This window comes from Tenacibaculum sp. Ill (assembly GCF_051938915.1).
Lineage (GTDB): Bacteria > Bacteroidota > Bacteroidia > Flavobacteriales > Flavobacteriaceae > Polaribacter > Polaribacter larymnensis.
Genome location: NZ_JBPSCW010000002.1, coordinates 3,126,311 through 3,138,957, shown reverse-complemented (window position 1 = coordinate 3,138,957; position 12,647 = coordinate 3,126,311). Strand labels below are relative to the sequence as shown.

Annotated in this window: 10 protein-coding genes; 7 read left to right on the top strand and 3 right to left on the bottom strand. The window is 31.0% G+C overall.

Going from position 1 to position 12,647, the window contains the following annotated elements:
* Positions 1-9 precede the first annotated feature (9 nt).
* The 3 genes from ACTPNM_RS14825 to ACTPNM_RS14815 all read left to right on the top strand — a co-directional run bounded on the left by ACTPNM_RS14825 (position 10) and on the right by ACTPNM_RS14815 (position 3,876).
* On the top strand, positions 10-1,434 hold the full coding sequence (locus tag ACTPNM_RS14825; protein ID WP_440122566.1) for a peptide MFS transporter: 1,425 nt from the start codon (positions 10-12) through the stop codon (positions 1,432-1,434).
* Between the two features lie 70 nt (positions 1,435-1,504).
* Positions 1,505-3,259 (top strand): peptide MFS transporter, encoded by a 1,755-nt coding sequence (locus tag ACTPNM_RS14820; RefSeq protein WP_440122565.1) that lies wholly within the window; start codon positions 1,505-1,507, stop codon positions 3,257-3,259.
* A gap of 98 nt (positions 3,260-3,357) precedes the next feature.
* Positions 3,358-3,876, top strand: a complete 519-nt coding sequence (locus tag ACTPNM_RS14815; RefSeq protein ID WP_099215458.1) for a thioredoxin family protein — start codon at positions 3,358-3,360, stop codon at positions 3,874-3,876.
* 3 nt (positions 3,877-3,879) lie between these two features.
* On the opposite strand, the gene ACTPNM_RS14810 is transcribed toward ACTPNM_RS14815, so the two are convergent.
* From ACTPNM_RS14810 to ACTPNM_RS14800, 3 genes are all read right to left on the bottom strand, one after another.
* Positions 3,880-5,907, bottom strand: coding sequence for a ComEC/Rec2 family competence protein (locus tag ACTPNM_RS14810; RefSeq protein WP_440122563.1), 2,028 nt, complete (start codon positions 5,905-5,907; stop codon positions 3,880-3,882).
* Positions 5,908-6,198: 291 nt separating this feature from the next.
* The gene (lysS, locus tag ACTPNM_RS14805; protein WP_440122562.1) at positions 6,199-7,896 is read right to left on the bottom strand and encodes a lysine--tRNA ligase; all 1,698 of its coding nucleotides are present in this window, start codon (positions 7,894-7,896) and stop codon (positions 6,199-6,201) included.
* A gap of 419 nt (positions 7,897-8,315) precedes the next feature.
* Entirely contained in the window at positions 8,316-8,816 is a 501-nt protein-coding gene (locus tag ACTPNM_RS14800; RefSeq protein ID WP_099215456.1) for a DUF456 domain-containing protein, read from the bottom strand.
* A gap of 120 nt (positions 8,817-8,936) precedes the next feature.
* Here ACTPNM_RS14800 and ACTPNM_RS14795 point away from each other — a divergent pair, with 120 nt between their 5' ends.
* From ACTPNM_RS14795 to ACTPNM_RS14780, 4 genes are read left to right on the top strand one after another with little or no spacing between them, the layout of a single operon-like run.
* Positions 8,937-9,305 carry a BlaI/MecI/CopY family transcriptional regulator gene (locus ACTPNM_RS14795; protein WP_430730706.1) on the top strand — a complete coding sequence of 123 codons (369 nt, stop codon included), beginning with the start codon at positions 8,937-8,939 and terminating at the stop codon, positions 9,303-9,305.
* Positions 9,302-10,828, top strand: coding sequence for an energy transducer TonB (locus ACTPNM_RS14790; RefSeq protein ID WP_440122560.1), 1,527 nt, complete (start codon positions 9,302-9,304; stop codon positions 10,826-10,828). The genes ACTPNM_RS14795 and ACTPNM_RS14790 overlap by 4 nt, the downstream gene beginning before the upstream one ends.
* A 27-nt stretch (positions 10,829-10,855) precedes the next feature.
* Entirely contained in the window at positions 10,856-12,133 is a 1,278-nt protein-coding gene (locus ACTPNM_RS14785; protein WP_440122559.1) for a tetratricopeptide repeat protein, read from the top strand.
* Between the two features lie 36 nt (positions 12,134-12,169).
* A complete protein-coding gene (locus ACTPNM_RS14780) occupies positions 12,170-12,640 on the top strand; it encodes a hypothetical protein (RefSeq protein WP_440122558.1) in 471 nt (156 codons plus the stop codon).
* Positions 12,641-12,647 lie beyond the last annotated feature (7 nt).

Here is a 12,647-nt window from a genome sequence, read left to right as displayed (position 1 = left end):
TCGACAACTATGAGTACACTTAAACAAACAAATCAAAATGAGTTTTTGGGGCATCCCAAGGGCCTTTATGTTTTATTTTTCGTAGAAATGTGGGAGCGTTTTTCATACTATGGTATGAGAGCTATTCTAACACTTTTTTTGGCAGCACCTGTTCTTTTAGGTAATCCACAATCAGGTTATGGTTGGTCTAACGCAGAAACGCTATCATTTTACGGAACATATACAATGTTTGTTTATTTAATGTCTATTCCTGGAGGTTGGATTGCAGATAAATTTATTGGTCAGAAAAAAGCCGTTATGCTTGGCGGAGTATTACTTTGTCTAGGGCACGGTATTTTGGCAATTGATGCTCAGTGGGCGTTTTTTACAGGGTTAATATTAATTGTTATTGGTGTAGGTTTTTTAAAACCAAATATATCAACAATGGTTGGAGGACTTTATAAAAAAGGAGATGACAGAAGAGATAAAGGATTTTATATTTTTTATATAGGGATTAATCTAGGAGCTTTTTTAGGAGCTTTAATTGTAGGAGCTGTGGCAGCTAAATGGGGATGGCATTATGGTTTTGGATTAGCAGGTATAGGAATGGCTTTAGGGCAAGTAGTATACATGTTTGGTCTAAAATACTTAGAAGGAGTAGGTGACTTTTTAGGAAAACAAGATTCTCCAGATAAAGATTTAATGAAGAAACCTCTTACTGCAGTAGAGAAAGATAGAATGTTAGTTATGTTTTTATCTTTCTTAATTATCATTGTTTTCTGGGGAGCGTTTGAGCAAGCTGGAGGTTTAATGAGTTTATATACAGAACAGAAAACAGATAGAGCACTTTCTTTTTCATTACCACTTATAGGAAATGAAGTTCCTGCAGCTGTTTTTCAATCAATAAATGCATTTTTCATCATTACACTAGGAACTTTAGTGGCTAACTTCTGGTACAAGTGGGGGAAAAAAGGTAAAGAATCATCTTCTTTATTTAAAATGGCTATAGGAGTTATTATTATGGCTTTTGGTTTTTTCTTTATGAGTAAAGCTAGTATGGAAGTTGTTATGGATGGAGATGAAATAGTAGAAAAGTCAGCAATGATATGGTTAGTTTTAGCATATTTATTCCATACAGTTGGAGAGTTATGTGCTTCACCAGTAGCATTATCATTTATTACTAAATTGGCACCAGTTAAATATGCTTCATTTATGATGGGAGCCTATTTTGCAGCAACAGGTTTAGGAAATAAAGTAGCTGGTTTTGTAGGTGAACTTTCAGAAGGAGCAGGAGAATTCCAAGTGTTTACTGGGATTGCTATTTTTTGTACAGTTTTTGGATTGTTAATCTTAGCTATTTTAAAACCTTTGAAGAGATTAACACATGGAGCAGAAGAACTAAATGGAACTTCACATGAAGAAGCTGAAGGATTCGAATTAGCAGACAATAACTAAAAAAATAAAGCCTTGGTAGTATGTATTTACTATCAAGGCTTCTTCTATTATAAACTATATATTAAAAAGAATGAGTACAGACATCGAAAATTTATTTAAAGACAAAGTTTTAGGGCATCCAGCAGGTTTGTTCGTTTTGTTTTTTACAGAAATGTGGGAACGTTTTTCTTACTATGGAATGCGTGCTATTTTAGTTATCTTTTTAACAGGAGCTATAACAGGAAACAACCCTGGATGGGGGTGGAGTACATCAGCAGCATTATCACTTTTAGGAACATATGCACTATTTGTTTATCTAACACCTCTTTTAGGAGGTTGGTTAGCTGATAATAAAATTGGTTATCGAATGGCGGTAGTTATTGGTGCATTGCTAATGACATTAGGGCATGCAGCAATGGCTGTTGAAACACCTACTTTTCTATATATAGGAATTGCTTTATTAATTGTAGGAAATGGTTTCTTTAAACCTAATATGACTTCGATTATCTCAAAAATGTATGCAGGTAAAGATGATAAGAAAGATGGTGCTTACAACATTTTTTATATGGGAGTCAACGCTGGAGCTTTTATTGGAATAATGCTTTGTGGCTGGGTTGGAGAAAAAATAGGATGGTCATGGGGATTCGGTTTAGCAGGGATCTTTATGTTATTAGGTATGTTACAGTTTTATTTTGCGCAACCTCTTTTTGGAAGTTTAGGAGACAAGCCTGCAAAGAAAGATGTGAAAAATACTGAGGAAGTGGTTGATGTTGATGCTGAAAAAAGAAACCCTTTTTCAATGGTAGACTATGCTTTAATAGCAGTTTTTACCGTATCAGCATTAATATTCATTTTTAATGACCCTTTAAGTAAAATAGGAAACATACAAACGTTGAACTTTACGGTTGCAGGTATGAGTGATTCTTTGTTTTTTGCACTATTGGCTGCAATTAGTTTCATCGTATTGTTAATTGTTAGAATTCCTAGGTATACAAGAATAGAAAGAGATAGAATGATTGCGTTTTCTATTTTTTCTCTATTTACCATATTTTTCTGGGCTGCATTTGAACAAGCGGCTGGATCGCTTCCAATTTATACCAGAGACTTTACGAATAGAATTTTAGAAGGTACTGCAGGAACAGTATTTAAAGTAGTTGACTTATTAGTAACAGTAGTGCCATTAGGTATAATTACTTACGTATTAATTAGTTTGTTTAGAAAAACATTTAGCAAAATAGGATTAGCAAATATTATATTAGGAACAAGTTTCTTGATTGTTTGGGCTATTGTTTTATATAAGCTTTATGTAGAGTTTAATGACCCAAATACAGAAGTTCCAGTAACTTGGTTCGCTATATTAAATTCATTATTCATTATTATTTTTGCCCCATTATTCACAAAGTGGTGGGATAGTAGATATAACCCTCCAGCATCTGTAAAATATTTCTTAGGATTAGCATTGTTAGCTTTAGGTTTTGGTTTTCTTGCATTCGGAGCAAGAAATGTAGCTGCAGGAGCAGAAGGAGCAAGTTTAAGTATGGTTTGGCTAGTTTTAGCATATTTATTCCACACGTTAGGTGAGCTATGTTTATCTCCAATGGGATTATCATACTTAAGTAAGTTAATTCCAACTCGTATGATTGCGTTTATGTTTGGAGTTTATTATTTAGCTATTGCAATAGGTAACAAGCTAGCACATTATGTAGGAGGAGACATTGAAAAAATCACGCAAGAGTATAGTTTATCAGGTTTCTTCTTGATATTTACGATTATACCTTTTGCATTAGGTATTGTTTCGTTGTTACTACATCCATTACTAAAAAAATTAATGCATGGAGTTAAATAACTCTAAATAAACGTTAAAACAATCTTTTACAACCTGTCAATTTTATAAGTTGGCAGGTTTTTTTGTAAATTTGGAACACTTATTGAGACTTAAGGAGTATGAAAAAAATAATATTAGTAGCAGTTTTAACCTTTATTTCATTAGGGGTCAAGGCACAAGATAAAGTAAATTGGTTAAGCTTTGAACAAGCGATGGAAATGAGTGAGAAAGAACCAAAACCAATCTTAGTAGATATTTATACTGATTGGTGTGGTTGGTGTAAAAAAATGGATAAAACGACTTATAAAAACAAGGTAATTATTGAGTATATCAATACACATTATTATCCAGTAAAGTTAAATGGAGAAACAAAAGACGATATTACGTTTCAAGGAAAAACGTTTAAGTACCAAGCTCAAGGAAGAAGAGGGTATCATCAATTGGCAGCTGCTATAATGAAAGGACAGTTAAGTTATCCTTCAACAGCTTTTTTTAATACGGAAAGACAGTTGTTACAAAATGTCCCTGGTTACTTAGAAGAAAAAAGGTTTGAAAAAATACTAGCATATTTTAACAAGGATAATTACAAGAATACACCATGGAAAGAGTTTGAAAAAAACTTTAAAAGCGCGATGTAAAATCTATTCTTTAAAAATATAAGCACCATTTTGGCCAGTATACCAAAATGGTGTTTTTTGTTTATAACAAGTTTCTCTCCATCTAGTAATATATGATTTATAATTACTACCATCAGCAATAATTTGTTGAGGTTTTAAGGTAGTAATAAGTCTATCTAAATTAATTTTAGGGCTGTCTTTCAGAATAACTATTGGGTTTTTAGGTTCTTTTATTTGATAAACACTTAGACTATCTACAGTCAAAATATGTTTGTTCATATAGGAGGTTATATTTAAAATTGAATCAGTATTTTTAGAATAAACCTCTTCATTAACTCTATAAGATTGTAGTAGCTTTTGATGACGAAGAACAGAATCATTCAAAGAGCTAAAAATGTTTATTTCGTTACCATTTCTTTTTCCTATAATAGAATGTCTACTTTTATGAAATACAATAAATTCACTTTTTCTGTTAATTTGAAACTTTTCATAAAAATAAATTCCCTGAAGTAGGAGAGTAGAAGCCAAAAGTAAAAATACACGTTTATAAGTTTTTTGAATCCAAGCCAGATACAAGAAAATAATAAAAACATACCAAGCTAGCATTGCTTCAAAAGACATTGAGAGTTCTTTCAATAAAAAACCTTCTTGGTGAGAAATCCAATTAACAAAATAATTCATTATTGAGATTATAAATCCGTAACCATCAGCCATAAATTGAGGTAGTATGCTCAGTGTAGCTAATAAAATAATTACAATTCCGAAGAGTAAAATTACGCCTAAAAAAGGAATGATGATTAAGTTAGATAAAATAAATAAGCCTGGAAATTGATGAAAATAATATAAACTTATTGGTAAAATTCCTGCTTGTGCTGCAATTGAAACGGTAAATAAATTCCAGCCTTTATTTAGTAACAAAAACTTAGGTTTCCATAGATTGTAGAGTACTGGTTGTACCCAAACAATACCAAAAACGGCTAAATAGCTTAATTGAAATCCAACATCGAATAACAACATTGGTTTAATTAAGAGTAAGAAGAACATCGAACTGACTAATGAATATTCAATAATCTTTTTCCGTTTGAATGATTGTCCAATAGCAACGAAAGTAAACATCGTTACTGCACGAACTACTGAGGCTGATAAACCAGCTATAAAGGCAAAACACCATAAGAGTAATACAATACAGATGGTTTTTACGAGTATTCCGTTAGGAAGCTTTTCTATGGGTTTAAGTAAATAGGAAAAAAGTAGTAGTAAAATACCAATATGTAGCCCAGAAATGGCAAGAATATGAATAGCACCAGCATTTGAATAGCTTTCTAATAACTCTTTTGATATTTCTTGACGCTGACCAAGTAATAATGCATTTATTACGGCGAACTCATCATTGGTAAAATGATATTTTTTTAAAGAGGTTTGTACGCTTTCTCGAATATTAGCCGATAAAGTGATTAAAGAAAAACTAGCATTGTTAAGTTGTTTAAACTCATGTTTGCTTAAAAACACTTGATGATAAATATACTGTTTGGCTAAATATTGCTTGTAGTCAAATTGATACGGATTTAAAGGAGGAATTAATTCTTTAAAAGGAGTTTTAATAAAAACACGATTACCTACCTTTAATATAGGTGATAAACTGTCCTTTTGAATGTTCAGAAGAATATATCCACTGGTTTTGGTAGAATCAACCTGAGAGACTTTAGCTACATATTTTGTATAATAATTCCCGGGTTTTAATACTTTTTGTACATCAAGTATATAAGTAGAATTCTTAGTTAATTGATGTTCATAATAATTCGCGTAATTTCTCGGATTGTGAATATACGCAGTACTAATTCCGATAAAAACAAAGAACAGCAGTGTAGTTATACTAAATGCTTTTCGCATTTCAGTTCTTTTTAAGAAATAAAGAATGATTAAAAACCCTATTAAAGAATAAGCCAAGTATGTAAAATTATATTGCCAAATTTGTGTATAAAATTGGAATGTTATGCCAATAACAAGGCACACTAAAAAGTGAAAAGGAGGGTATTCTAACAGTTTTTTCATAGCCTTTTAAAGTTATGAAAAAATTGCGAATATGAAAAGTTTAGTTATTTTGGATAGTTAAATCCGTCGTAATTACTGTTATAAAATGTTAACCATATTTTATAGTTGTAAGTATTATAAGCAGGTAGTGCATGATTTAGGTTATTGTAGTTGACGTTATTGAAGATATGAGTTCAATTTGATAACTCATATCCTTTAGTAGCTAAGTTATTTAAAATAGCATAAAAACCAAACAAAAAAGCAACCTCAAATGAGATTGCTTTTTTATTTTATATAGTTTTTTGAAATGCGTTATACGATTTCTACAAACAAACCTTCCTCTGTTTTTTCAACTTTAGCAAGACTGTTTTTGGTTAATCCTTTAATAGTTTTGTCCCACTTTTTATTAGACAAACCACTTTGAGTTTTTAACTCATTTAAACCTATTTTTTCAGCTTTTTCTAATAAAGCTAATACAGCTTTTTCATCGTCGTTTAGTTCAACTGTAGGAGCTTTCTTTTCAGGTTTCATCTGTGGAAAGAATAATACTTCTTGAATTGATGGATTGTTCGTTAAATACATAATTAAACGATCCATTCCAATTCCTAATCCAGAAGTAGGAGGCATACCATATTCTAACGCACGTAAGAAATCTTGATCGATAAACTCTCCTGCTTCATCATCACCACGAGCAGCTAACTTTAACTGAGCTTCAAAACGCTCACGTTGGTCGATTGGGTCGTTTAACTCAGAATATGCATTGGCAATTTCTTTACCACATACCATTAACTCAAAACGTTCAGTTAATTCAGGATTATCACGGTGCTCTTTACATAAAGGAGACATTTCTTTTGGATAATCAGTAATGAATGTTGGTTGAATGTAGTTTCCTTCACATTTCTCACCAAAAATCTCATCGATTAACTTTCCTTTACCCATTGTTTCATCTACTTCAATTCCCATGTCTTGGGCAGCTTTACGGATTTCATCTTCCGATTTTCCGTTGATGTCAAAACCAGTAAAGTGTTTGATAGAATCTGCCATAGTAACACGTGCATATGGAGCTTTAAAGTCAACTTTATGCTCTCCAAAAGTAGCTTCAGTAGTTCCGTTTACAGCTAAAGCACAGTGCTCTAATAATTTTTCAGTGAATTCCATCATCCAGTTGTAGTCTTTGTAAGCTACATAAATTTCCATTGCGGTAAATTCTGGATTATGTGTTCTGTCCATTCCCTCGTTACGGAAGTTTTTAGAAAACTCATATACACCATCAAAACCACCAACAATCAAACGCTTTAAGTATAATTCATTAGCTATACGCATGTATAATGGAATATCTAACGCATTATGGTGTGTAATAAATGGTCTTGCTGCTGCACCACCTGGAATTGGTTGTAAAATAGGTGTCTCAACTTCAAAATATCCCGCATCGTTAAAAAACTGACGCATGGCGTTGAATAACTTAGTACGTTTTACAAACACGTCCTTTACTTGCGGATTTACTACTAAATCAGCATAACGCTGACGGTAACGCATTTCAGGATCAGTAAAACCATCAAATGTGTTTCCTTCCGAATCTACTTTAGGTAGTGGTAATGGTTTTAAAGATTTACTTAATAATTTAAAATCTTTTACCATTACTGTGATTTCTCCAACTTGAGTTTTAAATAACTCACCTTCAATACCTACAAAATCACCAATATCTAATAATTTTTTGTATACTTCATTGTACAAAGCTTTGTCTTCACCTGTACAAATTTCATCTCTGTTAAAGTATACTTGAATACGTCCTTCACTATCTTGCAATTCAGCAAAAGAAGCTTTTCCTTGAATACGACGAGACATTAATCTACCAGCAATAACTACCTTCTTACCTTCCTTAAACTCCTGTTTAATCTGTTTGGAATTCGTATCTAATGGAAATAAATCTGCTGGATATGGATTGATACCCAATTCACGTAATTTTGATAGTTTTTCTCTACGTACAACTTCTTGTTCTGATAATTGCATTGACTTAATTTTTAAGTAATTTTTGTTTAAAGGTGCAAAGATACAATCTATTACAAAATTAGACAACGGTAGTATCATATAGATTTTATAAAAAAAGTAATTTTTATTTGTAGGTTTTAAAAAAGGATGTATATTTGCAGGCTGTCTAATTTTAAAAGGACAGCATTTAGTTGTGTTGTTAGATACTTTAAATAGTATCATGGTTTTGTTAACCAATGGAAAGCTTCCCTTAGATGGGTTGCTTTTTTTTTGCTTTTTATTTACGTTTATTATGAAGCTATTTCCCGCTTTCCGCACTCGCTCTCTACGAGGAGCTCAAACAAATGCTTCAATCGGGGCTAAATAATTAATCGTCATTTCGACCGAAGAGAGAAATCTTAGAGTTATTAGTTAGAATTAAAATGTAAAAGAAACTTTTCCTAAAAAAAAGCGGCTTTATACTCCCAGAACTTAACAAAAAACAGTACTAAGAATACCATAGATATTGAAAATTTAATTGTAGCAGAAGCTAAAAAGCCTAAGAATGCACCAAATGATGCCTTGATAGCTCTGTTGGTATCTTTACTATCATAAATTAACTCACCAACCAAAGCACCTACGAAAGCGCCAATTAAAATTCCGAAAGGAATAGGAGAGAGTAATCCAATAATTAAACCTATAGTGGTACCGTATACTCCATATTTCGTACCTCCAAATCGTTTAGTTCCCATTGCAGGGATAAAGTAATCAAGAAAAAATATAATGACAGCAATAGCTAAAGTGATTCCTAAAAATGTCCAATTTTGAGGAACTGCTTTTGTTAAGTGTAACAATAACAAACCTACCCAGCTAGTAATAGGGCCAGGTAATACTGGTAAAAATGAGCCAATAATTCCTAAACAAGCAAATACAAAACCGAGTATAACTAAAAATATATCCATTAACTTTTTTATAGATAAGACGAAGATATTAAAGCTTTGTTACATATTTATTAACTAAAAAATTAGTTTAAACTAATTTTTTAGTTATATTTGTTTCAGAACATTTCATAAAAATATATAATGAGTAAACAATTAACGAAGGCAGAAGAGCAGATAATGCAGGTGTTATGGAGGTTAAATAAAGCATCAGTAAAAGAAGTAATAACAGAATTACCTGAACCCAAACCAGCATATAATACAGTTTCAACTATTATAAGAATTTTGGAGACGAAAGAGTTTGTAGGGCATGAGCCAAAGGGTAGAGGTTATGTGTATTATCCGTTAGTAGAAAAGTCAGAGTATAGTAATGAGAGTTTACACAAGTTAATGAATGGTTATTTTGGAGGCTCATTTAAAAGTATGGTGTCATTTTTTATGAAAGAAAATAAAATGGATATCCAAGAATTAGAAAGTATTTTAAAAGAGGTGAATAAAAATAAGAAGTCATGATAAACTACATTATTCAAGTTATATTATTCCAAGTACTTTTTGTAGCGGTGTATGATTTCTTTTTAAGTAAAGAAACATTTTTTACAAAAAATAGGTGGTATTTGCTAAGTACAGCATTACTTTCTTTTATGTTGCCTTTATTTAAAATTTCGACAGTTCAAAAAGCTGTTCCTCAAGAATATTACACTTTATTACCAGAAGTAGTGTTATCACCTCAAAAAGTGATCGAAAAAGCTGCTTGGTATCAATCCTTCAATTATTTAGATGTACTATTTTGGATTGGATGTTTATTGTTTTTTATAGTGTTTTTAGTAAAATTAGAACGTATTATTCGATTAGTTTTACAATATGGCGTTGCTAGAAAAGAAACTTATAAGTTGGTTTTATTGCCAAAAGAAACTAAGGCGTTTTCATTCTTCAATTATATTTTTTTAGGAAACGAAATTCCTTCTCCGAAAAGAGAAAAAATTATTCAGCACGAATTGGTACATAGTGAACAGAAACACACATTAGACCTGTTGTTTTTTGAGTTTTTGAAAATAGTTATGTGGTTTAATCCGATGGTATATGTGTATCAAAACCGCATTTCTCTGGTTCATGAATATATTTCAGATGCTGTAGCCAGTAAATCAGATAAAAAAGAAAATTATATAAACCATTTACTCGCTGATATTTTTCAGGTCGAGCATATTTCATTCATTAATCAATTTTACAAACATACATTAATCAAAAAACGAATTATTATGATTACGAAAACACAATCAAAAAAAGTTAAACAATTAAAGTATTTATTACTAATACCTCTCTTAGGGAGTATGATTTTGTATACAGCTTGCTCAAGTGAAACAAGTAATGTTGAGCAGCAAAAAGAAAATTCAGTTATGTATTTGGATGAGTCAGGAATTAATAAGCGAATCTTTGACTCAAAGCAGTCTTATATGGATGTGTATATGGGGGTTGAAGAACCTAAAACAAAAGAAGTGCAGTTAAAAGATCTAACGAGTTTAGAGTTGTCTGAATACAATGAAGTTGTAAATAAGTTTAAAGAAAAGGGACAAGATATTAACTTGAAAGTTTATGAAGGATTTGAGAATAAAGCTCGTAAAGTTTTATTTATGGATATGAGTGTTTCACTTAAAAAAAATAAATCTAACAAAGGAAAGACAATAGAGGGAGATAATGTTCCTTTTGCTACGTTAGATAAAGCACCAACTTTTCCAGGGTGTGCTGAAGGAGATAAAGCTTGCTTCACTAGAAGTTTACAACAATTTGTAGCAGATAATTTTGATGCTTCTTTATCAAAAATGTTAGAATTATCTGCTGGAAAAAAACGAATTTATGTTCAGTTTAGAGTAGATAAGAATGGTAAAGTAACTGATGTAAATGCAAGAGCACCGCACCCTACATTAAAACAGCATGCAGAAGAATTGGTACAAAAATTGCCACAAATGCAACCAGGTGAACATAATGGCAAAAAAGTAAGAGTAGGCTATACTTTACCTATCACATTTAACGTAGAATAAATTAATTATATTGGTCACAAATAACCAATGAACAACACCAAAAATAGAAACGTGAGAGATAAAATTTTACTTATTGTTTTTATAATAGCATTTTTAAAAGTCGAGGCACAAGTTTCGACTTTTAAAACTATTGATAGTTTAGTAAATATAGGACGTTACCAAACAGCATTAACAAAGTTACATGAGTTAGATACTACTTTTCAATCAACTTCAAAAGTAGCATCTATTTACGCTTCAATCGATAATTATAAAAAAGCCTCTTTATACTATGAAAAGGCTTTGAAGCTAAAAGATGATTATTCAGTAAAAGTAAGGTTGGCAAAAGCATATAAAAAAGAACAAAAACTACAAAAAGCTATTGATGTTTACGAAGGTATTATAAGTCAAGATGCTGAAAATTTACTTATAAAGTATCAGTTAGGAAAATTGTATGTACAAACGAAACAACCAGCAAAGGCGATTGATACTTTTAAAAATATTATTAAGCAAGATAGCACGAATGCAAATTATCATTACCGATTGGGAATTGCTTATGGAATGTTGAAAAAGCGAAATCTAAAAATAAACAGTTTTTTAGAGGCGTATAAAAATGATACAACCCACATTAAATCTATTCACCACTTAGCATTAGCTTACACTTTATTACATGATAAAGATTCAGCAAACATATTTATAAATAGGGGCTTGGTAGTAAACCCTAATCATATTAATTTAAATAAGTTAAAAATTAATAACTTATATAGAGAAGAAAAGTTTACTGAGGCTATTCAATTTTTAAAAAGAATAGATACTATAGATCCCAGCGAACATTACACGCAAAAAATGCTAGGGCGTAGTTATTTTAATCTAAAGAAATACGAAGAGGCAAAAAAGTATTTTAATAAGGCTATAAGAATAGATAAATCAGATTTTAAAGCCTATACCTATTTAGGTGATATTAATTTTGAAAAGAAAAAATTTTACAAAGCTCAGTTAGATTATATGGTGGCAACTTTTGCTGGTAAAGAGCCTAGAGATGTTGAATATTATCAATTAGCAAGAGTTTATAAAGAATTAGGTAACCCTAAAGAAGAACTTAAATCATATAAAAAATCTTTTGAAGAGAATAGGAAAAATTATAAAGCATTGTACCAACTAGCAAAAACTAGTGAAGACTATTACAAGGATAAACGAATAGCTTACAAACATTATAAAAATTATGTAAACCGTTTTGAAAGAAAAGATTCTGTATTAACTAAGCACGCTAAAGAAAGGTTAAAAGAAATTAAAAAGTACTATTTCTTACAAGGAGAGATTTTACAATAGTATTTAATTTTGTATATTCATCTTAAAATCAATAAGATGAGTTTTCGCTATGTGGCTTTTTTAATTTGTGCTTTGCTATGTTTTTCTTGCGACTTCTTTTCATACCCAAAAAAGAATAGTGCGCAAGCTATAGATACGATTGTAGATTTTACAAAAGTAGATGTATATCCCTCTTTTAATAGGTGTAAAGATTTACTTGATGAAGCCAAAGCGAATTGTTTTAGAAAAGAAATTCATAAAAGAATAACAACGAATTTAAAACAATATAATTTTGTTACTAAAAATAGCTTAGATGAAGAAGTTTTAATTGATATTCTGATTAATAAGGAAGGGGAGTTTGTTTTAGTTGAACTAACTACATCTGATAGTGTTACCAATCAATTACCAGAATTAGATAGTATTGTAAAGTTAGCAATAGAAAAACTCCCAAGAATAAGTCCTGCTATCAAAAGAGGGATTCCAGTAGTAACAAAATATCAATTGCCTATTAAAATTAAAACAGAGTAAGTAGTAC

Bases quoted from the DNA above. Each gene is read 5' to 3' on its own strand.
- ACTPNM_RS14825 (WP_440122566.1), top strand. From the start codon at position 10: ATGAGTACACTTAAACAAACAAATCAAAATGAGTTTTTGGGGCATCCC.
- ACTPNM_RS14820 (WP_440122565.1), top strand. From the start codon at position 1,505: ATGAGTACAGACATCGAAAATTTATTTAAAGACAAAGTTTTAGGGCAT.
- ACTPNM_RS14815 (WP_099215458.1), top strand. From the start codon at position 3,358: ATGAAAAAAATAATATTAGTAGCAGTTTTAACCTTTATTTCATTAGGG.
- ACTPNM_RS14810 (WP_440122563.1), bottom strand. From the start codon at position 5,907: ATGAAAAAACTGTTAGAATACCCTCCTTTTCACTTTTTAGTGTGCCTT.
- lysS (WP_440122562.1), bottom strand. From the start codon at position 7,896: ATGCAATTATCAGAACAAGAAGTTGTACGTAGAGAAAAACTATCAAAA.
- ACTPNM_RS14800 (WP_099215456.1), bottom strand. From the start codon at position 8,816: ATGGATATATTTTTAGTTATACTCGGTTTTGTATTTGCTTGTTTAGGA.
- ACTPNM_RS14795 (WP_430730706.1), top strand. From the start codon at position 8,937: ATGAGTAAACAATTAACGAAGGCAGAAGAGCAGATAATGCAGGTGTTA.
- ACTPNM_RS14790 (WP_440122560.1), top strand. From the start codon at position 9,302: ATGATAAACTACATTATTCAAGTTATATTATTCCAAGTACTTTTTGTA.
- ACTPNM_RS14785 (WP_440122559.1), top strand. From the start codon at position 10,856: ATGAACAACACCAAAAATAGAAACGTGAGAGATAAAATTTTACTTATT.
- ACTPNM_RS14780 (WP_440122558.1), top strand. From the start codon at position 12,170: ATGAGTTTTCGCTATGTGGCTTTTTTAATTTGTGCTTTGCTATGTTTT.